The organism is Pseudomonas sp. PLB05 (genome assembly GCF_021106615.1).
GTDB lineage: Bacteria > Pseudomonadota > Gammaproteobacteria > Pseudomonadales > Pseudomonadaceae > Chryseomonas > Chryseomonas benzopyrenica.
This window is the reverse complement of the sequence record NZ_JAJOHO010000003.1, coordinates 66,163-90,099: the sequence shown is the minus strand read 5'-3', so window position 1 is coordinate 90,099 and position 23,937 is coordinate 66,163. Positions and strand designations below refer to the sequence as shown.

Below are 23,937 nucleotides of genomic sequence, written 5' to 3'. Positions count from 1 at the left end.
TCGCAAGGGGTCAGGGGGCGACGGCCAGGGCCCGTTCGAAGAAGTCCGACGTGCCGAAGTTGCCGGATTTGAGCGCCAGGGCGATGTCCCCCCGGGCGCCGCTGCCCAGGGTCCAGGGTACGCCCGGGGCGATGGGCGCCCCGATGCGCAGACTGACGATCGCCAGGGCCTTGACCACCGCCCCCGAGGTTTCGCCGCCAGCCACCACCAGCCGCGTCACGCCACGCGTGTGCAGGCCCTGGGCGATACGGGCCAGGGCATCTTCGACCAATTGGCCGGCGCGCTCCACGCCCAGCTGTGCTTGGGCCTTGCGCACCTCTTCGGGGTCGGCACTGCCATAGATGAGCACCGGCTCGGTAGCCAGGCGCGCTTCGGCCCAGGCGAGCGCGGCACTGACCTGATCGTCGCCCGTGGCCAGGGCCAGCGGATCGAGGCGGAAGCCAGGGCGGTGCTCTAGCCAGACGGCCACCTGGCCGCGGGTCGCGGTGGAACAGCTGCCCGACAGCACGGCGGCCAGACCGGGTGCAGCGGGCAGGGCTGATGCTTCGGCATGGGCGGCCAGCAGGCCGCGGCGGCGGAAGTTGGCCGGCAGCCCCAGGGCCACGCCGGAACCCCCGGTGACCAGTGGATGATCCGCCACGGCTGCACCTATGGCGTGCAGGTCGGCGTTGTCGACGGCGTCGACGATGGCATGGCGAACGCCCTGCGCCTGGAGGTCGGCCAGGGCCGTGGCCAGGGCTGCGCTGCCCTGACGCACCTGGGGCAGGCGTACCAGGCCGACGGGATGGGGTGTTTGTGCCTGTAGTACCCGCACCAGGTTGCTGTCGGTCATGGGGGTCAGCGGGTGGTGGCGCATGCCCGACTCGGCCAGGGGCTGGTCGCCGACGAACAGCTGGCCGAGGTAGAGCGTCCGGCCGTTTTCGGGAAAAGCGGGGCAGGCGATACTCAACGTGGCGCCCAGGGCACCGGCCAGGGCATCGGCGACCGGTCCGATGTTGCCGGCCGCGGTGGAATCGAAGGTTGAGCAATACTTGAAGAAGAATTGCCGGCACCCCAGCGCGCGCAGATAGGCCAGGGCCGCCAGGGACTCGGCGACCGCTTCGGCGGCAGGCAGGGTACGGGTCTTGAGGGCGACCACCACGGCGTCGACGTCGCTGGGCAGGGGACCGTCCGGCACGCCCAGTACCTGAACGGTGCGCATGCCCTGGGCCACCAGGGTGCTGGCGAGGTCGGTACCGCCGGTGAAGTCGTCGGCGATGCAGCCCAGGAGCGGCGTGGCCATGGAGATTCTCCTTGTTCTTGTCTGGGGTGCCCGGGGCGCGCACGCCCCGGAGAGGCGGGTATGACCTCAGCCGCGCAGGACCTGGGCCACTGCCTGGCCGAAGGCGGCGCAGCCCAGGCTGCCACCCAGGTCGGCGGTGCGCTTGGCCGGATCCTCCAACACCTTGTCCACCGCCTGGTCGATCGCCGCGGCCGCTTCCTGCAGCTTGGCATTGCCACGGTGCTCGCCCATCCAGTGCAGCAGCATGCCGATGGACAGGATCATCGACACCGGGTTGGCCTTGTCCTGACCGGCGATATCCGGCGCCGAGCCATGCTGGGCCTGGGCGCAGCAGTGGATGTTGCTGGCCATGATGGAGCCGGCGAGGCCCAGGCTGCCGGAGAGTTCGCTGGCCAGGTCGCTGATGATGTCGCCATAGAAGTTGGTCGCCACCAGCACGTCGAAGCGCTCGGGGTTGCGCACCAGGTGCGCGGTGGAGGCGTCCACCAGCAGATCGTCGAGCTGCACCTCGGGGAATTCCTTGGCCACGTTGCGCACGCATTCCAGGAACAGGCCGTCGGTCATGTGGAAGCTGTTGGCCTTGTGAATGGCGGTGACCTTGCGCCGGCGCTTCATCGCCAGCTCGAAGGCCTGGCGGGCGATGCGCTCGCTGCAGTGGCGGGTGATCTTGCGGGTGGACAGCGCCATGTCCGGGGAGGGCATCACCTCGCCCCAGCCGCGGCTCATGTTGCGATCCGGATAGAAGCCTTCGGTGGCCTCGCGCATGATCACCAGGTCCATGCTCTTGCCTTCCCTCATGTTGGAGGCGAGGAACGGCCGGGTGCGCGCCGGGCGCACGTTGGCATAGAGATCGAGGCCGATGCGAAAGCCGGCAGAGACGTTGCGACCGCCTTTTTCGGGCGCCGGGTAGTCGGCGTGGGATTGGGTGCCAAGGATCACGCCATCGTAGGTCTTGGCCTTTTCCAGGGTCTCGTCACGCAGGGTAATGCCGTGCTTCTCCAGGCTGGTGAAGCCGACGTCGTCGTAATCGAAGGTCAATCCCAGGCCGAACTTTTCGTTGGCGACATCCAGCACGGACATGGATGCCTGGATGATTTCGGGACCGATACCGTCGCAGGGCAGGACCAGAATACGCATTGTTTTCTCCTTGTAGATTCTGTGGGGACGTCGGCCTGATGGCTGAGCCTGAGGAGGTCACAACCTGGGCAGGACGATTTGTACTTTATGTCATCTAAAAACAATTCATGCAACGGCGCAGGACAAAAAAAGCGACATCGATTCGTGCCTGGCGAACGTGTGGGCTCAGCGCCCGTATGGGTGACGGGCGTGCAGGGGCATTGAGGGTCAGGCGCGCGGGCGAATCAGGCTGGCTGCTTTGCCGCGTCTTCTTCGGCGGCTTCCAGCTGGCGGTCCTGGGCGGCCTTGAGCCGGCTGACCACGTCGAGATGCTGGTGCAGGAAGAGCGCCGCTTCTTCGCGACTGCCGCCTTCGAGCAGGTCGAGGATATGCAGGTGTTCCTGACTCTGGCCGATCTGCCGCGAGCGTTCGACGTTGGAGCGGTAGGCCATGAAGCGACGCAGCTGATTCTGCCGGCGGATGGCTTCGAGCAGAAAGACATTGCCCGAGCAGCGCACCAACAATTCGTGGAAGCTGGAGCCGATCTCGAACAGCTGGGCGCGGGACAGGGTGAACAGCTCCCCGTCCAGCAATCGTTGCTGCCGCTGGCGGGCCTGGGCGAAGGCGCGCTTGTCGATGCGATAGCCCGGTTCGCGCAGGGCGAAGGGCTCGATGGCCATGCGGAAGCGATAGCTCTGGATATGGGCTTCGCTGTCATGCAGGAAGGTATTGATCTCCCACCCCTGGCCGGGGCGGCGTTCGATCATGGCCTCGCTGGCCAGGCGGTTGAGCACCTTGAGCAACTGGCCGCGAGGGATCTGGTAGCGCCGCAGCAACTCGGCCTCGAAGAAGCTGCTGCGGATGTCGCCACGCAGCATGTCGTCCACCACCCGCAGGTAGAGCTCCTCATAGGGATCGTCCTCGCTGGGCAGGGCGGCCTGCTCGATGGTGGTGGCGTTGCGGGTGAGGAAGAAGCCGCGATTGGGCTCCTTGCGCGCCAGGCCCAATTGTTCCAGCAAGGCGAAGCCCCGTCGTACCGGCGAGCGGGAAACGCCCAGTTCCTTGGCGAAGGCCTCCTCGCGCAACGGATCACCGGCTTTCATCGAGCGGGCACGGGCAAGGTCGATGATGCGCGGGGCGAGTTGTTCGGCGAGGTCTTTTTTCATCGGGAATCTTCTGGACGACGGGTACCGGAGCGCAGGTACGGAAGAGGTTGGCCAGCCGGGTCTGGCGGAGCGCCCTGACGTTACCATAACCACGGCCATCCGGAGCGGGCGACGGCGCCGGATGCACCGTCGCCGAGACCGTCAGCGGGCCGAGTAGAGCGGGAACAACCCCAGCGCCATGGAGACCGCCATGAGCAGAAAGCTCAGGGCGAACGCCCATTTCATGGTGTATCTCTGGTGATCGCTGAACTCGACCCCGGCCAGGCCCACCAGCAGATAGGTGGACGCCACCAGCGGACTGAGCAGGTGTACCGGCTGCCCGATCAGCGAAGCGCGGCCGATCTCCGCCGCGCCTATGCCATAGGCTTCGGCCGCATGGGCCAGCACCGGCAGTACGCCATAGTAGAAGGCGTCGTTGGACATGAAGAAGGTGCCGGGAATGCTCAGCAGCGCGGTGATAGGCGCCAGGTAGTTGCCCCAGCTCTCCGGCAGGGCCCAGAGCAGCGAGCCGGACATGGCCTTGACCATGCCGGTCCCGGAGAGGATGCCGGCGAAGATGCCAGCGGCGATGAAGATCGAGATCTGCGTCAGGGCCGCGGGGGCATGGGCCGAGATGCGCCGACGCTGGTCGTCCATCTGCCGGTAGTTGATGGTCAGGGCGATGCAGAAGGCGACCATGAACAGGATCGGCAGTGGCAGCAGTTCGATCACCAGGCAGGTCATCAGCGCCAAGGTGAGCAGGGCATTGAACCAGAACAGCTTGGGCCGGCGCAGTTCGGCGTTCTCGTCGCTCAGCGTGAGCAGATCACCCATGTCTTCGTCCATGCCCGTCGCGCGCAGCGGATTGCCACCCGGTGCAACCAGCAGGCCCAGACGGCGCCGCTCCTGCAACCCCAACCAGAAGGCCAGCGCCAGGACTCCGATGAAGCTGACGATCATCGGCGGGATCAGCGGGATGAACAGTTGGCTGGTTTCCACCTGCAGTGCCGCGGCGACCCGGGCCATGGGTCCGCTCCAGGGCAGCAGGTTGGTGACGCTGGCAGCGAGGATGACCACGCAAGGCAGGATCAGTGGATTCAGCCGCAGGCGGCGGAACAGCGGCAGCATGGCGGTCAGGGTGATCATGTAGGTGGTGGAACCGTCGCCGTCCAGGGACACCATGCCGGCCAGCAGGGTAGCGAAGAGCACCGCCTTGGCGGGATCGCCTTTGATCAGCTTGATGAAGGTGCGGATGATGGGATCGAACAGCCCGGTATCGAACATCAGGCCGAAATAGAGGATGGCGAACATCACCATGATGGCGGTGGGTGCGACCTTGCGCAGGCCATCGATCATCATCGGCCCCATCTCCGGTGCAAAGCCGCCGATGATGGCGAAGATGATGGGGATGATGGTCAAGGCCACCAAGGGCGGCAGCCGCTTGGTCATGATCAGCACCATGAAGGTCACGATCATTCCATAGCCGAGCAGAGAGAGCATCTGTATCTCCTGATTCCAAAATACAACTTTTGTTGTGGTTGTCGTTGTGTTCGGTGGCGGAGTGGCGATCAGCTCATGTGGAGACCGCCATTGAGGGAGAAGTCCGCGCCGGTGGCGAAGGCCGATTCGTCCGATGCCAGCCAGGAGCACATGGAGGCGATCTCTTCCGGCGTGCCCAGGCGACGCATGGGGATCTCGTGGACGATGCGATCCATGAGTTCGGTGCGGGTCAGGGCCTTTAGCCGTGGCGTGGCGATGTAGCCGGGCGAGACGGTGTTGACCGTGACCCCGCGGGCCGCCAGCTCACGGGCCAGGGCGCGGGTGAAGCCGCGGATCGCCGACTTGGCGGTGGAATAGTTCACCTGGCCGACCTGACCGAGCTGGGCGTTGACCGAGGAGATGTTGATGATCCGTCCCCAGCCGCGGGAGGTCATGCCATCGATCACCTGGCGGGTGACGTTGAACAGGGAGTTGAGGTTGGTATCGATCACCGTCTGCCAGTCACCCGGTTGCATGTCGCGGAACACCACGTTGCAGGCGGTACCGGCGTTGTTGACCAGGACATCGACGGGGCCGACCTCGTCGCGAATCTTGGCAAAGGCAGCGCGGGTGGATTCCCAGTCAGCGACGTTCCCTTCGGCCGCGATGAAGTCGAAGCCCAGCTTGCGTTGCTGTTCCAGCCAGTCGGCCTTGAGCGGTGAGTCCGGACCGCAGCCGGCGATGACGGTGAAGCCGTCCCGAGCCAGGCGTTGGCAGACGGCGGTTCCCAATCCGCCCATACCGGCGGTGACGAAGGCGATGCGCTTGCTCATGTGTAGCTCTCCTGTTGTCGTTCTTGTCGGGCGTGAGCCGTGTAAGGCACGGTAAGATGAATCGAATTGTCTTGTAAATACACAAGATACAATTATGAGGATGGGCGGTAGCTTCCAGTGGGTTTGGGCGTTTCGGCCTCGAGCTAGCGAGGCCTTGGATTCACATCCGTCCTTCGCTCAGGGTCTTGCGGATCACGTAGGGCAGGATGCCGCCCTGGCGCAGGTAGAGGATCTCCTGGTTGGAATCCAGCAGCAGTTCCAGGGTGACGCTGTCATTCTGGCCATCCGGGCGGGTGATCTGCAGCCTGATGAGGTTGATGCCTACCCGCAGTTCATCCAGCCCGGCGAAGTCCAAACGCTCGTCACCGCTCAGGCACAGGCTTTCGGCGCCTTGCCCGGCGGGGAAGCGCACCGGGAAGATGCCCATGCCGATCAGGTTGCTGCGGTGGATGCGCTCGAAGCTCTGCGCCACCACCAGCCTGACGCCCAGGGTAGCCTGCGCCTTGGCCGCCCAGTCGCGACTGGAGCCGGCGCCGTAGTTGAGGCCGGCGAACACCACCAGTGGCCTGCCCTGGCGAACCCAGCTGAGGGCGGCGTCGTACACCGGCAGCACCTCGCCGTCGGCCGCCCGCGCCCAGCCGCCCTGGCCCGGATGCGCCGGCAGCAGGCGATTCTTCACCGCGCGGTTGACGAAGGCACCGCGCATCATCACCTCATGATTGCTGCGCCGGGTCGAATACTGGTTGAGGTCTTCCGGCGCCTCGCCATGGGCGACCAACCAACGGCCCGCCGGACTGTCCAGGGGGATGGCACTGGCGGGCGAGATGTGGTCGGTGGTGATGTTGTCGCCCAGCACCATCAGCGTGCGGGCGTCGCGCACGGCCAACGACGTGGGCGGCTCTGGGGTGATCCCCTGCAGATAGATCGGCCGGCGCAGATAGGTCGAGCTGGGCGACCAGGGAAAGCGCACGCTGCCCTCGGCCGACAACGCCTGCCAGTGGTGGGTCCCATCCCAGAGAGTGGCGTTGCGCTGGCGGAACAACTCCGGGCGCACTGTCTCGCGGACCAGTGCCTGGACCTCGTCATCGCCCGGCAGCAGATCGCGTAGGTAGACGGGCTGACCGGCTTGGTCCAGCCCCAGCACGGCCTGTTCGAGATCGACGTCGATGCTGCCCGCCAGGGCATAGGCGACCACCAGGGCCGGCGAGGCGAGGTAACCGAATTGCGCCTTGGGATTGACCCGGCCTTCGAAATTGCGATTGCCCGAGAGCACCACCACTGTCTTCAGGCCTTGGTCGGCGAAGGCTTCCATGTGGGCTTCGAAGGTGCCCGAGTTGCCGATGCAGGTCATGCAGCCGAAGCCGGCCAGGTCGAAACCGAGGGCGGCGAAGTCGCTCAGCAGATCGGCCTCGCGCAGGTAGTCCGCCACCACGCGAGAGCCAGGGGAGAGCGAGGTCTTTACCCAGGGCTTGCGGGTGAGGCCGCGTTCGCGCGCCCTTCGCGCCAGGAGTCCGGCCTGGATCATCTGGCTCGGGTTGGCGGTGTTGGTGCAGCTGGTGATGGCGGCGATGGAGATGGCGCCATGGGTCAGCGGCTGGCCGAAGCTCGGCTCGAAGTAGTCCGCCGTAGCTCCGGTGGAACGCGCGATCAGACCGGCGTCCGGGTTGATCGGCACCTCGGCTCGAAAGGAGTCGCGGGCTTTGGCCAGCGGTTGCCACTGGTGCGGCTGGTGCGGACCGGCCACGCTGGGCTCGATGCTGGCGAGGTCCAGCGGGATGACCTCGGTGAAGACCGGCTCGGGATCGCTGTCGTGGCGCCACAGGGTCTGGGCTTCCAGGTAGGCCGCGACCCGCTCGCGCAGCTCCGGGGTGCGGCCAGTGAGCTCGAGGTACTCCATGGTCACCGTATCGAAGGGGAAGAACACCACGGTCGCGCCGTATTCCGGCGCCATGTTGGAGAGGGTGCCGCGGGCGGCCCAACTCAGGCCCGACAGGCCCGGTCCGCAGAACTCGACGAACTTGCCCACCACGCCGCGCTGGCGCAGCAACTGGGTGACTTTCAAGGAAAGGTCAGTGGCGGTTACCCCCGGACGTAGCGCATTGGTCACACGGATACCGATGACCTCGGGAAAACTGATCGGTACCGGCTCGCCCAGCATGGCCGCCTGGCCTTCCAGACCGCCCACGCCCCAACCGAGGATGCCGATGGCGTTGATCATCGGGGTATGGCTGTCGGTGGCGACCATGTCGTCCGGGTGCAGCAGCGGCTGGCCGTCGCTGGTCTCGCTTTCCCAGACCACGGTGCCCAGGGACTCCATGTTGACCTGGTGGATGATGCCGGTGCCCGGTGGAACCACCTTGAAGTTGTCCAGGCTCTTCTGCGCCCACTTGATGAACTGGTAGCGCTCGGTGTTGCGGCGGTAGTCGATGTCCAGATTGGCTTCCACCGCGTCCGGCTCGGCGAAGCGTTCGACGATCACCGAGTGGTCGATGGTCAGCACCGCTGGGATGCGTGGATTCATCCGGCTCGGATCGCCGCCCAGTTCGGCCACCATGTCGCGCATGCCGGCGAAGTCGGCCAGGGCGGGCAGGCAGGTGGTGTCGTGGAACATCAGGCGGTTGGGCAGGAAGGGCGCCTCGCATGGCGGGCCTTCGCCACGGGCACGGGCCAGCACCGGCGGTAGCGCCTCGGGAAAGCAGCGGGCGACGTTTTCCACCAGCAGACGCAGGGAGTAGGGCAGGCGCGCCAGGGTGTCGGCGTCGAACAGACGCTTGAGGTCGACATAGGCGTAATGCCGGTCGCCGAGGGTGAGCTGGCCGGTGTAGGTGGAATCCAGGGCAAACTTCATGGGCTGTCCGGTCTGGTTGTCGTGATCGTGGGCGGTGTGAGCGCCATGCTAGGAAAGCTGGCAGTCACTCGAAATTGGTATCTGGCTAACGCAGCGTTCTCGGTCGGCGAACGCTGGAATTCAGGCGTGGCCAATATTGTTCTGTATTGATATAAAAGACAATAATAGTGACCTGAAATCATTACGGGCTGTTGCTGCCCAAGGGACGTCAGCTCCTAAATAGACGAGGTCCACCTTGCTTACCGCCCTGTCCGATCCGGTCTTCCTGACCAGTCTGCTCCAGATCGTCATCATCGATATCCTGCTCGGCGGCGACAACGCCGTGGTGATCGCCCTGGCCTGCCGGCGTCTGCCGGAAGCGCAACGTCGCAAGGCCATCCTGGGCGGGGTGGCGGGTGCCGTGATCCTGCGCATCCTGCTGCTGTTCGTCGCCAGCTACGTGCTGGGCTGGCCGCTGCTCAAGGTGGTGGGCGGCGTGCTGCTGCTGTGGATCGGCATCAAGTTGCTGGTGCCCGAGAACGACGAGGCCGACGTCAAGGCCGGTACCACCCTGGGCCAGGCCATCTGGATCATCATGGTGGCCGATGTGGTGATGAGTCTGGACAACGTCATCGCCGTGGCCGGCGCAGCCCAGGGCCATCTGGGCCTGGCCGTCACCGGGGTGCTCATCAGCATCCCCATCATCATTTTCGGCAGCCAGCTCATCCTGCGCCTGATGGAACGCTTCCGCTGGCTGGTTATGGCCGGGGCGGCCCTGCTTGGCTGGATCGCCGGCAAGCTGATCGCCAGCGACGAGCTCCTGCAGGCTTGGCTCGGTACCGCCGACCTGCACTGGGCCCCCTATGCGGCTGGCGTCCTCGGCGTCCTCATCGTGCTCGTGACCGGCCGGCTACTGGCACGGCGAACGGTTACGGCCTGACCGATCTTTCGACCATCAAGGAGCCTCACCATGACCTTCAAGACCACCGACCTGTGCGACGAGCATGGCGACCAGGCGCGAGTCCTGCAGCCGATCTTCCAGGACCTGGGCGGCCGCACCGATTTCGCCGGACCGGCGCTGACGGTCAGGTGCTTCGAGGACAACTCGCGGATCAAGGAATTGAGCCAGCAGCCGGGCGAGGGACGCGTGCTGGTGGTCGATGGTGGTGGCAGCGACCGTTGCGCGCTGCTCGGCGACATCATCGCCGAGGACCTGATGAAGAACGGCTGGGCCGGTGCGCTCATCTATGGCCAGGTCCGCGACAAGGCGGTGCTGGCGGGACTGCCGCTGGCGGTCAAGGCGCTGGGCGTCTCGCCGCGCAAATCGGTCAAGCGCAACGAAGGCCAGATCGGCGAGGCAGTGACCTTCGCCGGGCAGACGATCCGCAGTGGTGATCAACTCTATGCCGATGCCGACGGCGTGATCATTCTCGACGCCCGCTAGGTGCGCCTATCGGCCGCCGTTCAGGCGGCCCTACACGAGTGCTTTCGCCATGACCGCCGCCAAACGGATCTTTCTGATTCACGCCACCCGCATCGCCATCGAGCCCATCAACGCGGCCTTCGCCCAGGGTTGGCCCGAGGCGCTGCGCTTCGATCTCTGGGACGACTCGCTGTCGAAAGACGCCAGCACCGCTGGCGGCAGTACGCCAGCACTGGACCAGCGTATCCAGGACCTGGCCGAGCATGCCTTTCGCGCCCAGGCCGACGCCGTGCTCTTTACCTGCTCGGCCTTTTCCAGCGCTATCGAAGCCTGCCAGCGCCGCTATCGACGACCGGTCCTCAAGCCCAACGAGGCCATGGTGCAGGAGGCCCTGGCTAGGGGCGGGCGCATCGCCGCCCTGACCACCTTCGGTCCGGCGGGCGCGGCCATCGTCAACGACTTCGAGCTCGAGGCAAGCCGCCGTGGCCAGGCAGCGGACATCACACCGATCCTCTGCGAAGGCGCGCTAGAAGCCCTGCAGGCGGGTGACCAGGCCCGCCACGACGCCCTTATCGCCGCGGCTGCAGAGCGGCTACGCGGCGACTATGACGTGCTCTGCTTCGCGCAGTTTTCCATGACCGCCGCGCAATCGGCCAGCGAAGCCGCCTGGGGCGGCTCGGTGCTTACCACGCCGGCCAGCGCCGTGCGGCGGCTGCGACAGCTGCTTGAAGACTAGGACCTTTCCAGCGATCGAATTCACCCGGTCCCGCATCTCCGTGCATATGGTTAGTCAAATTCCGTCTTTACCAAAAGTTATAACAGCTCATTAGCCTATAACGCTTTCGGATGGCCAGTCGGCACGGAGCGTAAGGATGAGCAGGGTAGGGAAGGGCTTGGCGGTGATCGCCGCCGTGGTAGGTGCCCTGGGCTTCGCGGGCAGTGCCGCCGCCGAGGGCAGGATCAGCATCGCCCAGCAATTCGGCATCGGCTATCTGATCCTCGACGTGGTGCGCGATCAGCAGTTGATCGAGAAGCACGGCAAGGCCGCCGGCCTGGACATCCAGGTGGACTGGAACAGCATCTCCGGCGCCACCGCCATGAACGAGGCGCTGCTGGCCGGCTCGGTCGACGTGGTCTCCGCCGGGGTACCGCCGATGCTGACGGTCTGGGATCGCACCCGCGGACGACAGAACGTCAAGGCCATCGCCGCCCTGGGCGCCATGCCCAACTTCCTGCTGAGCAATCGCGCCGAGGTCAGGTCGATCAAGGATTTGACCGACCAGGATCGCATCGCCGTGCCGGCGGCGGGCGTGGGCTTCCAGTCGCGTACCCTGCAGATCGAGACCGCCAAGGTGTTCGGTGACGCCCAGTTCAAGAAATTCGATGCCATCAGCGTGAGTCTGCCGCACCCGGATGCCAGTGCCGCCCTGATAGCGGGCGGCTCCGAGATCACTACCCATTTCTCCAGCCCACCGTTCCAGTACCAGGCGCTGGAGAATCCCCGGGTCCATCGCATCCTCAGCAGCTACGACGTCCTTGGCGGTCCGGGCACCTTCAACGTGCTCTACACCACCGAGAAATTTCACGACGAGAATCCCAAGACCTACCGCGCCTTCTACGGCGCCCTGGTGGAAGCCGCCGCCTTCATCCGCGCCAACAAGACCGCGGCCGCCGAGGCCTATATCCGCGTCGAGCATTCCAAGCTGCCGCTGGCCCTGGTGCAGCGAATCGTCGAGGACCCGGAGATCGAGTTCACCGTCGAGCCCCAGCGGACCTTCGTCTACGCCCAGAAGCTGCATGAGCTGGGCGTGCTGAAACACCAGGCTGCCTCCTGGCAGGACTACTTCTTCCCCGAAGCCCACGAGCGTCCCGGCAGCTGAGCTGGACCACCAAGGAGAACACTCCAATGACTCTCGCTTCCCCACGTCCGGCCGCCGGCCAGACTTTCGAGATCCGTCCCTTCGGCAACCTGGGCGCCGAGATCCTCGGCATCGATCTGGCCCAGCCGCTCAATGCCGAAGACTTCGCCCGCGTTCATCGCGCCCACCTGGACCACCATGTGGTGGTGTTCCGCGACCAGCGCATCATCCCCGAGGAGCAGATCGCCTTCAGTCGCCGCTTCGGCGAGTTGCAGATCCATGTGCTCAAGCAATTCCACCTGGCCGGCCACCCGGAGATCCTCATCGTCTCCAACATCGTCGAAGGCGGTCAGCCGATCGGCCTGGGCGATGCTGGTAAGTTCTGGCACTCGGATCTCTCCTACAAGGAGCTGCCGAGCCTGGGTTCCATGCTGCATGCCCAGGAATTGCCGGAAGAGGGCGGCGATACCCTCTTCGCCAACATGCACCTGGCCTACGACACCCTGCCAGCGGCGCTCAAGCGCCAGGTCGAGGGTCTCCAGGCCGAGCATTCCTATACCGCCACCTACGCCAAGCCCAAGTTCGAGGGCAACTGGCGACCGACCCTGACCGCCGCGCAACTGGCCGAGGTCAAGGCGGTGGTGCATCCGGTGGTACGTACTCATCCGGAAAATGGCCGCAAGGCGCTGTTTGTCAGCGAGGGGTTCACCACCCACATCGTCGGCCTGCCGGAAGACGAGAGTCGCGAGCTGCTGGCCGAGCTCTATGCCCACAGCGTCAAGCCCGAGCACCTCTATCGCCACCAGTGGCAGCCCCACGACCTGGTGTTCTGGGACAACCGCTCGCTGCTGCACCTGGCGGCCGGCTGCCCCAATCATCTGCGGCGCAAGCTGTATCGCACCACCATCCAGGGCGATGCGCCGTTTTAAGGGAGGAGACGACCATGAATGCCCCTCTAGCTTCCCGTCCGCACCTGACCCTGGCGCAGACCCAGCCGCTGCTGCAGGTGCAGGATCTCGACCTCGAATACCGCACCCGCGAACGCCGGGTGCGGGCTACCCACCAGGTATCTTTCGAGGTGCATGGCGCCGACCGTTTCGTGCTGCTCGGGCCGTCCGGCTGCGGCAAGTCCAGTCTGCTCAAGTCGGTGGCGGGCTTTCTGCCGCCGCTGCACGGCGAGATCCGTCTGGACGGCCAGCCGGTCAAGGGACCGGGGCCGGATCGCATCGTGGTGTTCCAGGAATTCGACCAGCTGCCGCCGTGGAAGACGGTGCTGGAGAACACCATGTTCCCGCTGCTCGCCAGTCGCCAGGCCAGTCGTGGCGAGGCGCGCGAGCGGGCGCTGCACTACCTGGACAAGGTCGGCCTGGCGCGCTTCGTCGACGCCTATCCGCATCATCTTTCCGGCGGCATGAAGCAGCGGGTGGCCATCGCTCGCGCCCTGGCCATGCAGCCCAAGATCCTGCTGATGGACGAACCCTTCGCCGCCCTGGACGCCCTGACTCGCCGCAAGATGCAGGAAGAGCTCCTGGCGCTCTGGGACGAGGTGCGCTTCACCCTGCTGTTCGTCACCCACTCCATCGAGGAGGCGCTGGTGGTGGGCAATCGCATCCTGCTGCTGTCGCCCCATCCGGGCCGGGTCCGCGCGGAACTCAACTGCCACCAGTTCGGCCTCGAGGACTTTGGCGGCGCCGAATTCCAGAGCACCGCACTGCGCATCCACAACCTGCTGTTCCCCGACGACGTCCAGACCCTGCCGCCGGAGGTCGCCGACGAGCGCCTGCGCCTGCAGCAGGCCATCGTCCAGGGCCGCATTTCCTACTAGTTTCGAGGTGGACCCATGACTCGACAGCCCCCGGTGCGGGCCGAATACCAACGGGACCTCGCGCCCCTCAACGACTTGCCGCTGGCGGTGGAGCTCCCTCTGGCCACGCGCCTGTGGAGCCAGGCCTGGCTGCGCAAGCTGGTGATCCTGGCGATCCTGATGCTGGCCTGGGAAGTAGCCGCCCGCTGGCAGGGCAACGAATTGCTGCTGCCCAGCTTCCTGCAGACCGCCGTGGCCTTCTGGGATGGGCTGGTCACCGGTGAGTTACCCGCCAAGGTCGCCATCTCCCTGGGTACCTTGCTCAAGGGCTATCTGCTGGGTGTGGTGCTGGCCCTGGCGCTGAGCGCCCTGGCCGTCTCCACCCAGTTCGGTCGCGACCTGCTCGGCACCCTGACCTCGATGTTCAATCCGCTGCCGGCCATCGCCTTGTTGCCGCTGGCGCTGCTCTGGTTCGGCCTAGGCGAGAACAGCCTGGTGTTCGTGCTGGTGCATTCGGTGCTCTGGCCCATGGCGCTGAACACCTACTCGGGTTTTCTCGGCGTCTCCGACACCCTGCGCATGGCCGGGCGCAACTATGGCCTCAAGGGGCTGAGGTACGTCGGGCTGATCCTCATCCCGGCGGCGCTGCCGGCCATCGTCTCGGGCCTCAAGATCGGCTGGGCCTTCGCCTGGCGCACCCTGATCGCCGCCGAGCTGGTGTTCGGCGCCTCCAGCGGCAAGGGCGGCCTGGGCTGGTACATCTTCCAGAATCGCAACGAGCTCTACACCGACCGCGTTTTCGCCGGCTTGGCCGCGGTGATCATCATCGGCCTGCTGGTGGAAGGCCTGGTGTTCGCCACCCTGGAACGGCTGACGGTGAAGAAGTGGGGGATGCAGCGGTAGGGTCTTGCCTGGGATGTTGGGCTTCGCTCCGCTCAACCCAACCTACGGGATAGCACCGTAGCTTGGGTTGAGACGGCTCCACCGTCGAAGCCCAACAAACCACCGGATCTGCCCCGGGACCAACACTTCTCAACCCTCATTCGGGCCGCCCCCTCTCCCCCTGGGAGATGGCTGGGGTGAGGGCGCCCCTGCACCTGATCCTGCAGTGGAAAAGGCTGCGCCGTTTGCCACGCTACGGTGCTCAGCCCAACCTAGGGGACACGCTGTAGGTTGGGCTGAGACGGCTCTTCCGTCGAAGCCCAACAATGCACGGGCTTTGGCCGGGAAGCAGCCTATCTAGACCCTCGCTCGCAGCGCCCCCTCTCCCCCTGGGAGAGGGCTGGGGTGAGGGCGCCCCCACATCCGATCTTCCAGCGGAAAAGGCTGTGCCGTTTTCCACGCTACGGTGCTCAGCCCAACCTGGGGAACACGCTGTAGGTTGGGTTGAGACGGCTCTTCCGTCGAAGCCCAACAATGCACGGGCTTTGGTCGGGAAGCAGCGGATCTAGACCTTCGCTCGGACCACTCCCTCTCCCCCTGGGAGAGGGCTGGGGTGAGGGCACCTCCACACCCGATCCACCGGTGGAAAAGGCTGCGCCGTTTTCCGCGCTACGGTGCCATCGCAGTCATGACAGTAAGCTCTACGCTAATCCGTCTTAAATGCGCACAGTAAATAAAACTCGAATTAGGATATGCGCATAAGGAATTTCCTTCTTATGCCCTGGCTGCCTAAGGTGGAACCCAGCCAACGCCTTCCTGAAGGCGTCCCCTTACCTCGGCACGGGATCCACCACCATGAGCGTCCAATTCCTCGGCATGATCGGCCACCGCCTCACCTCGGAGATCATCGCCCCCTCCGGTCCCATCTTCGACAAGGGCTATATCACCCGCTTCGCCCAGGCCCATGAGCAGGCCGACTTCGATCGCATCCTGGTCGGCTACTGGTCCGATCAGCCCGACGGCTTCCTGGTCACCGCCCTGGCGGGGCAGGCCACCCGGACGCTCAAGTTCCTGCTGGCCCACCGTCCCGGTTTCGTCGCCCCGACCCTGGCGGCGCGCAAGCTGGCGACCCTCGATCATCTGCTCGACGGTCGCCTGGCGGTGCACATCATCAGTGGTGGCAGCGATAGGGAGCAGCGCAAGGACGGCGACTGGCTCGACCACGACCAGCGCTATGCCCGCACCGAGGAATTCCTCGACGTGGTCCGCCAGGAGTGGACCAGCACCCAGCCCTTCGATCACGAGGGCGAACATTACCGGGTGGCGAAGGGCTTCTCCGCCATCAAGCCGCTGCAGCAGCGGAGCCTGCCGGTCTATTTCGGCGGTTCCTCGCCAGCCGCATTGCGGGTGGCCGGCAAGCACGCCGATGTCTTCGCGCTGTGGGGCGAATCCCTGGCCCAGACCCGCGAGACCATCGCTGCGGTCCGCGCCGAGGCGGCGCGCCATGGCCGTACCCCGAAGTTCAACGTGTCCTTCCGGGTGATCCTTGGCGACACCGAGGATGATGCCTGGGCCAAGGCCGAGGCCATCCGCCAGCAGGCCAAGGCGCGCCTCGCCGCCGACGGCGCCGTGCATCCCGCCAAACCCGAAGCGGTCGGGGCACAGCGTCTGCGCGATACCGTGGCCCTGGGCGACCGTGTGGATCGCCGGCTCTGGACCGGCATCGCCGCCCTGGTCGGCGGCGGGCACAACTCCACCGCCCTGGTGGGCACCGCCGAGCAGGTGGCCGATGCCCTGCTGGACTACTACGACCTGGGCGTCGACAGCTTCCTGATCCGCGGCTTCGATCCGCTCAACGACGCCGTCGAGTACGGCCGCGAACTGATTCCCCTGACCCGGCAGAAGGTCGCCGCGCGCCTGGCCGGTGCTCGCCGCACTGGTTGAACCCCGACACCTGACACCTGCGCGACCGTACCCACGGAGCGCTCCCGATACCTTCGAGGAGACGCCTTCGTGATCAAGGGATTGCTATTCGCCGCCGGCCTGCTGGCTGGCACCTCCGCCAACCTGGCCCAGGAGGTCACCCTCACCATCGGTGACCAGTTCTACTACAGCAGCACCCTGCTGGAACAGGCGGGTGAACTCAAGGACCTGCCGTACGAGATTCAGTGGAAGAGATTCAACGCCGGTGGCCCGGTGGTGGAGGCGCTCAATGTCGGCTCCATCGACCTGGGCATCGTCGGCGACACCCCGGTGATCGCCCTGGCCGCCCGGGGTGGGCCGATCAAGGTGGTGGCGGTGACCCGCAATAGACCGGACGGCACTGCCATCGTGGTCGGCAAGGATTCACCCATCAAGACGGTGGCGGACCTGGCCGGCAAGCGGGTTGCCATCTGGAAGGGTTTCTGGAGCCAGCAACTGGTCTACTTGGCGTTGGAACAGGCCGGGCTGCCCAGCGATGCCCCGCGCTACAGCTACCTGATGCCCACCGAGGCGGTCGCCGCCTTGAGCCAGGGCACCCTCGATGCCACCGCCACCTGGGAGCCCTACGTGAGCATGGTAGAGCGCCAGGGCGGACGGGTGCTGGTCACCGCCAAGGACCTGATGCCGGCACCGGTCTATGTGGTGGCCAACACCCAGCGCCTGGACGAGAACCGCGCCGCCATCGGCGATTTCATCGCCCGCTTGCAACGCGCTCGCAGCTGGGCGCGCGACCACGTCGATGTCTATGCCCAGGCCTGGGCCAGGCGCAACAACTCCGATCCGGCCATCGCCGAACGGTGGTTCCGCCGCGACGCCACCTGGGTCGAGCCGATCAGCGCCCAGACCTTGAGCGACGGCCAGAAGACCGCCGATTTCCTGGTCAAGGCCGGGGTGCTGCAACAGCCGTACGACGTCAAGCCGCTCTATGACCAGAGCTTCAACCGCTACCTGCAAGCGCCCCGGGAGGCCAGCCGATGAGTCGCCAATTGCACCTCGCCGGCTTCCTGCTGGCTGGTCCGGTCGTCCATAGCCACGCCGTCTGGCGCCACCCCGAAACCCAGGGCGACTTCCTCGACCCGGACTATTACGTCCGCGCGGCCAAGGCGCTGGAGGAGGGGCTGTTCGACTTCCTGTTCTTCGCCGACCGCCTGGCCGTGGGCGATCAGCTCGGCGGCTCGCGGGAGACCGCCCTGCGCCTGGGCGCCCAGGATGCCACCCGCCTCGACCCGCTGCCGCTGCTGTCCTATCTGGTGGCCCATACCCGCCACCTTGGCCTCGGTTGCACCCGCTCCACCACCTACTACGAACCCGCCCATGTCGCCCGGGCCTTCGCCACCCTCGATCACCTGTCCCGCGGGCGCGCAGCCTGGAGTATCGTCACCTCGATGAACGACAGCGAGGGCCGGCTGTTCGGCAGGGAGCGCCACCTGGAACACGACCTGCGCTACGACCGTGCCGATGAATTCGTCGAAGTGGCACTCAAGCTCTGGCGCAGCTGGGGACCAGGCGCTCTTCGGCTGGATCGCGAAGGCGGCGTGCTGGCCGATCCCGCGCAGGTGCGCGCCCTCGATCACCAGGGCGACTGGTTCCGCGTGGAGGGCCCGCTCAATATCCCGCGCAGTCCCCAGGGGCGCCCGGTGCTGATCCAGGCCGGTTCCAGCGGTCGTGGCCGGCGCTTTGGCGCGCGTTGGGCCGAAGCCATCTTCACCATCCAGCCGAACCTCGCCGCTATGCGCACCTTTCGCGACGATGTCCGCCGCCAGGTGCTGGAGCAGGGGCGCTCGCCCGACCGCTGCAAGATCCTCACTTCGGTGATGCCCTTCATCGGCGGCAGCGAAGCCGAGGCGCGCGCCAAGCAGGAGCGGCACAACGCCCTGGCGCAACCGGAAGTGGGGCTGATCACCCTCTGCTCCCAGCTCAACATCGACCTGTCCCGCTTCACCCTGGACACCGCCCTGGGCGAGGTGGCCGAGGTCGGCGACCTGCCGTTGGCCGCTGCCGAGAAGCTGCTGGCGCTGGGGCGGCGCACCACCCTGGCCGAACTGGGTCGCAGCTACGCCGCCAGTGTCCGCGTGCCGCAGCTGGTGGGTACCGCTGCCCAGATCGCCGACCAGTTGGCCGAGTGGTTCGAAGTCGGCGGGTGCGACGGCTTCGTGATTTCCCCCGGCTACCTGCCGGGTTCCTTCGTCGAATTCAGCGAGAGCGTGGTGCCGCACCTGCAGCGCCGCGGGCTGTTCCGGCGCCAGTACCAAGGCACGACCCTGAGAGATCACCTGGGCCTCGGCCCCCTGGAGGACTAGATGAGCACGATCGAGGAGGCTGCTGGCTGGCTGACGCTGGCCCGCGAAATCGGCGCGGAGTTCGCCGCCCGGGTGGTGGCCGACGAACGCGAGCGCATTCGTCCCGACGCCCAGCTGCAAAGACTCAAGGACAGCGGCCTGACCAACCTGGTCATACCCGTGCGCCTCGGGGGCGCCGGTCAGCCCTGGTCGCTGGCCATGCGTGTGCTGCGCGAGATCGCTGCCGGTGATGGTTCAGTGGGCCTGCTCTATGGGTACCACCTGCTCAATACCGTCAACCTGCGGCGCGAGCCCCGGCCCAGGCGCGACCGACTACTGGCGGAAATCGCGGAAGGCCGTCTGTGGCTGGCCGGGGTGGTCAATCCGCGTGATGACGACATCCTGGCCCTTCCGCTCGCCGGCGGTGGCTATCGCCTGACCGGACGCAAGGGTTTCTGTAGCGGTGCCGCCTTTGCCGACCGCCTCACCATCAGCGCCCGCGACCGGGAGAGTGGCGCACGGCTGATGGTCACCCTGCCGGCGGACCGGCCCGGATTGGCCTACGCCGATGACTGGGATCACTTCGGCGTGGCCCGCAGCGACAGTGGCAGCTTTACCCTTACCGACGTCTGGGCCAGCGCCGAGGAGGTCCAGATCTGCGACCTGGAGGACGCCGACGACTTCGCCGCGGTGATCCGCACCCCGGTCAACCAGTCGGCTTTTACCCAGTACTACCTGGGGGCAGCCCAGGGCGCCCTGCGCGAGGCGCGACGCTATCTGCACGAAGAGGCGCGGCCCTGGGTGCATTCCCTGGCCACCCGCGCCAGCGAGGATCAACTGGTGCTGAGCCAGATGGGCGAACTCTGGATCGCCCTCCAAGGCGCCGTGGCCCTGGCCGATCTAGCGGCGCAATGGGTACAGGAGCTGCTCGACGCCGACGATGCCTTTACCGCCGAACTGCGCGGCGAGACGGCCATTGCCGTGGCCAGCGCCAAGGTGCTGGCGGCGCGCACCGCGCTGGACGTCACAACTCGCGTGTTCGACGCCCTGGGCGCTCGCGCCACGCACAACCGTCTCGGCCTGGATCGCTTCTGGCGCGATGTGCGCACCCACAGCCTGCACGATCCACTGGCCTACAAGGTACTGGAGGTTGGTCGTTATGCGGTCAAAGGCCAGTATCCCGATATCCGCGCCTATACCTGACGAACGTCCGTATCACCGCTGTGGATTTAGTGTGGAGTGGACGACGTAGTGCTGAACCAAGGGCAGGTGAGGTGGGCCTGGGTTATGCTTGGGATGCATGTCCAGAACCGAAAAGTCAGGCGCCTCCTCATGAAGACCGACGATATCGAAGCCTTTGTCGCGGTGCTCCGCAGCGGTTCCCTCAATGCCGCCGCGCTGTCCCTGGGACTTACCCAGCCGGCCATCACCCGGCGCCTGCAGAGCCTGGAGCAGGATCTCGGGGTCGAGTTGCTCGACCGCCACACCAAGCCGCTCAAGCCAACGCGCCTGGGTCAGGAGGTCTACGGTCATTGCCGTGCCATTCTGCGCGAGATGGATGCCCTGCGCGAGCGGGTGGCGGGTGATACCCCGCCGTCTGGACTGCTGCGCCTGGGCGTACCCCAGACCCTGGGCGATGCGCTGTTGCTGGAGGCCGTGAAAGACATCCGCACCCGCTACCCGGAGCTGCGCACCCAGGTGGCGACCGGCTGGGGCAGCGTACTGGTGAGCCGGATCGAGCACGGCGAACTGGACGGCGCCCTGGTGCTGTTTCCGGCCAACAAGGTCTTTCCCGACGGTATCGAGGCCCAGGCCCTGGGCGCCATGCCCTTGCAGGTGGTCTGCGCCCGCGCGCAGGCGCCGGCCAAACCCAAGCGCCTGGCCGACCTCCAAACGCAGGGCTGGGTGCTCAATCCCGATGGCTGCGGCTTTCGCGCCAGTCTGCAACGCACCCTGGCCGAGCAGGGCCAGGCGCTGCGCATCAATCTGGAAACCTATGGCACCGAACTCCAGCTCGGCCTGGTGGCGGACGGCCAGGGCCTTGGCCTGGTCCCGGCACCGCTGCTGGCCTTGAGCGCCCATCGCGAACGGCTGGCGGTGATCCCCTTGAAGGACTTCAAGCCGGAAATCCAGCTGTGGCTGATCCACCCGCGCTTTCTCGGGCCGCTGCAGGAGGTGGTCGAGGGCTTCGGGCGGGCGGCGAGTCAGCTGTTGGCAGCCTCCTGACAGCAGAACGCCCGGTAGCCTGGCTACCGGGCGTCCGCTAACGCCTGCTTAGGCCGCAGGTTTCGCTAAGAACTCCCGCAGCACGTAGTGCAGGATGCCGCCGGCCTTGAAGTAGCTCACTTCATTGAGCGTGTCGATGCGGCAGAGCACCTCGACGCTTTCCAGGCTGCCATCCTCACGGGTGACTTCCAGGGTCAGCGGCATGCGCGGGCGCAACTCGACACCGTCGATGCCCAGCACGGCGATCTTTTCCTTGCCGGTCAGCCCCAGGGACTTGCGATCGACGCCGTCCTTGAACTGCAGCGGCAGCACGCCCATGCCCACCAGGTTGGATCTGTGGATGCGCTCGAAGCTCTCGGCGACCACGGCCTTCACGCCCAGCAGGTTGGTGCCCTTGGCGGCCCAGTCACGGGAGGAACCAGTGCCGTATTCCTTGCCGGCGATGATCACCAGCGGGGTGTTTTCCAGCTCGTACTTCATGGCCGCGTCGTAGATCGACAGCTTTTCGCCACTGGGGACGTGGAAGGTGTTGCCGCCTTCCTCGCCGCCCAGCATCTCGTTCTTGATACGGATGTTGGCGAAGGTGCCACGCATCATGACTTCGTGGTTGCCACGACGGGAGCCGTAGGAGTTGAAGTCGGCATAGTCCACGCCGTGCTCGGCGAGGTAGCGACCGGCGGGGCTGTCCTTCTTGATGTTGCCGGCAGGGGAGATGTGGTCGGTGGTGACCGAATCGCCCAGCAACGCCAGGATGCGAGCATCGTGTATGTCGGCGATACGCGGCGGATCGCCGGCGATGGTCTCGAAGAAGGGCGGATTCTGGATGTAGGTGGAGTCGGCATCCCAGACATAGGTCTCGGCGTCCGGCACCTGGATCGCCTGCCACTTCTCGTCACCGTCGAATACGGCGCCGTATTGTTTGTGGAACATGGCGGTGTCGAGCTTCTGCACGGCGTCGGCCACTTCCTGCTGGGTGGGCCAGACGTCTTTCAGATAGACCGGCTGACCGTCATTGCCGGTGCCCAGTGGCTCCTGGGTCAGATCGACCTTGACGCTGCCGGCCAGCGCATAGGCCACCACCAGCGGCGGCGAGGCCAGCCAGTTGGTCTTGACCAGCGGATGCACCCGGCCTTCGAAGTTACGGTTGCCGGAAAGTACGGAGGCGACCGTGAGGTCGGCGTCCTGGATCGCCTTTTCGATGGGATCAAGCAGCGGACCGGAGTTGCCGATGCAGGTGGTGCAGCCATAGCCGACCAGGTCGAAACCGAGGTCGTTGAGATAGGGGGTGAGGCCGGCGGCGTTGTAGTAGTCGGTCACTACCTTGGAGCCGGGGGCGAGAGACGACTTGACCCAGGGCTTGCGCATCAGGCCTTTCTCGGCGGCCTTCTTCGCCAGCAGACCGGCAGCCATCATGACGCTGGGGTTGGAGGTATTGGTACAGGAGGTGATGGCGGCGATCACCACGGCACCGTCCTCCAGCTGGAAGGTCTGGCCGTCGAGCTGGACTTCCACGCCACTGCCAGCCTTGGGGGCCTCGGCTTTTTTCGGCGCCAGGGCAGTGAAATCGCCAAAGGTCTTGGCGACCTCACCGAGCAGCACACGATCCTGCGGTCGCTTGGGGCCGGCCAGGCTGGATTGGACTTCGCCCATGTCCAGCTCCAGCACGTCGGTGAACACCGGCTCGTCGCCGGGATTGCGCCACAGGCCCTGGGCCTGGGTGTAGGCCTCCACCAGTTGCACGGTTTCCTCGGGGCGACCGGACAGGCGCAGGTAATCCAGGGTGATCTGGTCCACCGGGAAGAAACCGCAGGTGGCGCCGTACTCCGGCGCCATGTTGCCGATGGTGGCGCGGTCGGCCAGGGGCAGGGTGGCCAGGCCATCACCGAAGAATTCGACGAACTTGCCCACCACGCCCTTCTTGCGCAGCATCTGGGTCACGGTCAGCACCAGGTCGGTGGCAGTGATGCCCTCGTGCAGCTTGCCGGTGAGCTTGAAGCCCACCACCTCGGGGATCAGCATGGACACCGGCTGGCCGAGCATGGCCGCCTCGGCCTCGATGCCGCCGACGCCCCAGCCCAGCACGCCCAGGCCATTGATCATGGTGGTGTGGGAGTCAGTACCCACCAGGGTGTCGGGGAAAGCATAGGTGCGACCGTCCTCGTCCTTGGTCCAGACGGTGCGGCCCAGGTACTCCAGGTTAACCTGGTGGCAGATACCGGTGCCCGGCGGGACCACGCGGAAGTTGTCGAAGGCGTTCTGGCCCCAGCGCAGGAAGGCATAGCGCTCGCCGTTACGCTCCATCTCGATCTCAACGTTCTCGTGGTAGGCGTTTTCGCTGGCGTAACGGTCCACCATCACCGAGTGGTCGATCACCAGATCGACGGGGGAGAGCGGATTGATGCGTTGCGGATCGCCACCGGCCTTGGCCACGGCTTCGCGCATGGCGGCCAGGTCGACCACTGCCGGTACGCCAGTAAAGTCCTGCATCAGCACCCGCGCCGGCCGGTACTGAATCTCGCGATTGGCGGAGCGGGTCTTGGTCCAGTCGGCCAGGGCCTGGAGGTCCTCGCCGGTAACGGTCTGGTTGTCTTCCCAGCGCAGCAGGTTCTCCAGCAGCACCTTGAGGGACTTGGGCAGCTTGTCGAGAGTGCCCAGGGTCTTGGCCGCGTCGGGCAGGCTGTAATAGTGGTAGGTGCGCTCGCCTACCTGCAGGGTCTTGAGGCTTTTGAGGCTGTCCAGGGCTGGCATCAGGGTCTCCTTATCGACGGTTGCCCGCTGGCCGTTCGGGCCTCGAAAGGC

Annotated in this window: 19 protein-coding genes; 12 read left to right on the top strand and 7 right to left on the bottom strand. The window is 65.9% G+C overall.

Going from position 1 to position 23,937, the window contains the following annotated elements; genetic code table 11:
• Window positions 1-10 precede the first annotated feature (10 nt).
• From otnK to acnA (LRS53_RS13085), 6 genes are all read right to left on the bottom strand, one after another.
• Window positions 11-1,282, bottom strand: a complete 1,272-nt coding sequence (gene otnK / locus LRS53_RS13110) for a 3-oxo-tetronate kinase (RefSeq protein ID WP_231356184.1) — start codon at window positions 1,280-1,282, stop codon at window positions 11-13.
• Between the two features lie 66 nt (window positions 1,283-1,348).
• Window positions 1,349-2,419, bottom strand: a complete 1,071-nt coding sequence (locus LRS53_RS13105) for an isocitrate/isopropylmalate dehydrogenase family protein (RefSeq protein WP_160923158.1) — start codon at window positions 2,417-2,419, stop codon at window positions 1,349-1,351.
• 224 nt (window positions 2,420-2,643) lie between these two features.
• The gene (locus tag LRS53_RS13100; protein ID WP_017639661.1) at window positions 2,644-3,564 is read right to left on the bottom strand and encodes a GntR family transcriptional regulator; all 921 of its coding nucleotides are present in this window, start codon (window positions 3,562-3,564) and stop codon (window positions 2,644-2,646) included.
• A gap of 141 nt (window positions 3,565-3,705) precedes the next feature.
• Window positions 3,706-5,043 carry a CitMHS family transporter gene (locus LRS53_RS13095; protein ID WP_017639662.1) on the bottom strand — a complete coding sequence of 446 codons (1,338 nt, stop codon included), beginning with the start codon at window positions 5,041-5,043 and terminating at the stop codon, window positions 3,706-3,708.
• A gap of 68 nt (window positions 5,044-5,111) precedes the next feature.
• The gene (gene phbB, locus LRS53_RS13090) at window positions 5,112-5,855 is read right to left on the bottom strand and encodes an acetoacetyl-CoA reductase (protein ID WP_017639663.1); all 744 of its coding nucleotides are present in this window, start codon (window positions 5,853-5,855) and stop codon (window positions 5,112-5,114) included.
• A gap of 160 nt (window positions 5,856-6,015) precedes the next feature.
• Entirely contained in the window at window positions 6,016-8,703 is a 2,688-nt protein-coding gene (gene acnA / locus LRS53_RS13085) for an aconitate hydratase AcnA (protein WP_231356183.1), read from the bottom strand.
• Window positions 8,704-8,938: 235 nt separating this feature from the next.
• Between acnA (LRS53_RS13085) and LRS53_RS13080 the strand changes: the two genes are divergently transcribed.
• From LRS53_RS13080 to LRS53_RS13025, 12 genes are all read left to right on the top strand, one after another.
• Window positions 8,939-9,622 (top strand): TerC family protein, encoded by a 684-nt coding sequence (locus LRS53_RS13080; protein WP_231356182.1) that lies wholly within the window; start codon window positions 8,939-8,941, stop codon window positions 9,620-9,622.
• 30 nt (window positions 9,623-9,652) lie between these two features.
• On the top strand, window positions 9,653-10,126 hold the full coding sequence (gene rraA, locus LRS53_RS13075) for a ribonuclease E activity regulator RraA (RefSeq protein ID WP_231356181.1): 474 nt from the start codon (window positions 9,653-9,655) through the stop codon (window positions 10,124-10,126).
• A gap of 49 nt (window positions 10,127-10,175) precedes the next feature.
• Entirely contained in the window at window positions 10,176-10,841 is a 666-nt protein-coding gene (locus LRS53_RS13070) for an aspartate/glutamate racemase family protein (protein ID WP_231356180.1), read from the top strand.
• Window positions 10,842-10,977: 136 nt separating this feature from the next.
• Window positions 10,978-11,985 carry an ABC transporter substrate-binding protein gene (locus LRS53_RS13065; RefSeq protein WP_231356179.1) on the top strand — a complete coding sequence of 336 codons (1,008 nt, stop codon included), beginning with the start codon at window positions 10,978-10,980 and terminating at the stop codon, window positions 11,983-11,985.
• 26 nt (window positions 11,986-12,011) lie between these two features.
• A complete protein-coding gene (locus LRS53_RS13060; RefSeq protein ID WP_231356178.1) occupies window positions 12,012-12,893 on the top strand; it encodes a TauD/TfdA dioxygenase family protein in 882 nt (293 codons plus the stop codon).
• Between the two features lie 14 nt (window positions 12,894-12,907).
• On the top strand, window positions 12,908-13,789 hold the full coding sequence (locus LRS53_RS13055) for an ABC transporter ATP-binding protein (RefSeq protein WP_017639670.1): 882 nt from the start codon (window positions 12,908-12,910) through the stop codon (window positions 13,787-13,789).
• 15 nt (window positions 13,790-13,804) lie between these two features.
• Window positions 13,805-14,671, top strand: coding sequence for an ABC transporter permease (locus LRS53_RS13050; RefSeq protein ID WP_231356177.1), 867 nt, complete (start codon window positions 13,805-13,807; stop codon window positions 14,669-14,671).
• Window positions 14,672-15,505: 834 nt separating this feature from the next.
• Window positions 15,506-16,594 (top strand): LLM class flavin-dependent oxidoreductase, encoded by a 1,089-nt coding sequence (locus LRS53_RS13045; RefSeq protein WP_231356176.1) that lies wholly within the window; start codon window positions 15,506-15,508, stop codon window positions 16,592-16,594.
• Window positions 16,595-16,663: 69 nt separating this feature from the next.
• Window positions 16,664-17,611 carry an ABC transporter substrate-binding protein gene (locus LRS53_RS13040; RefSeq protein WP_231356175.1) on the top strand — a complete coding sequence of 316 codons (948 nt, stop codon included), beginning with the start codon at window positions 16,664-16,666 and terminating at the stop codon, window positions 17,609-17,611.
• Complete coding sequence (locus tag LRS53_RS13035; protein ID WP_231356174.1) at window positions 17,608-18,933, top strand: LLM class flavin-dependent oxidoreductase; 1,326 nt, start codon at window positions 17,608-17,610, stop codon at window positions 18,931-18,933. Before LRS53_RS13040 ends, LRS53_RS13035 begins: the two co-directional genes overlap by 4 nt.
• A complete protein-coding gene (locus LRS53_RS13030) occupies window positions 18,934-20,115 on the top strand; it encodes an acyl-CoA dehydrogenase family protein (protein WP_231356173.1) in 1,182 nt (393 codons plus the stop codon).
• A gap of 129 nt (window positions 20,116-20,244) precedes the next feature.
• A complete protein-coding gene (locus tag LRS53_RS13025; RefSeq protein WP_231356172.1) occupies window positions 20,245-21,138 on the top strand; it encodes a LysR family transcriptional regulator in 894 nt (297 codons plus the stop codon).
• A gap of 48 nt (window positions 21,139-21,186) precedes the next feature.
• On the opposite strand, the gene acnA (LRS53_RS13020) is transcribed toward LRS53_RS13025, so the two are convergent.
• Window positions 21,187-23,886 carry an aconitate hydratase AcnA gene (gene acnA, locus LRS53_RS13020; RefSeq protein WP_231356171.1) on the bottom strand — a complete coding sequence of 900 codons (2,700 nt, stop codon included), beginning with the start codon at window positions 23,884-23,886 and terminating at the stop codon, window positions 21,187-21,189.
• Between the last annotated feature and the right edge of the window lie 51 nt (window positions 23,887-23,937).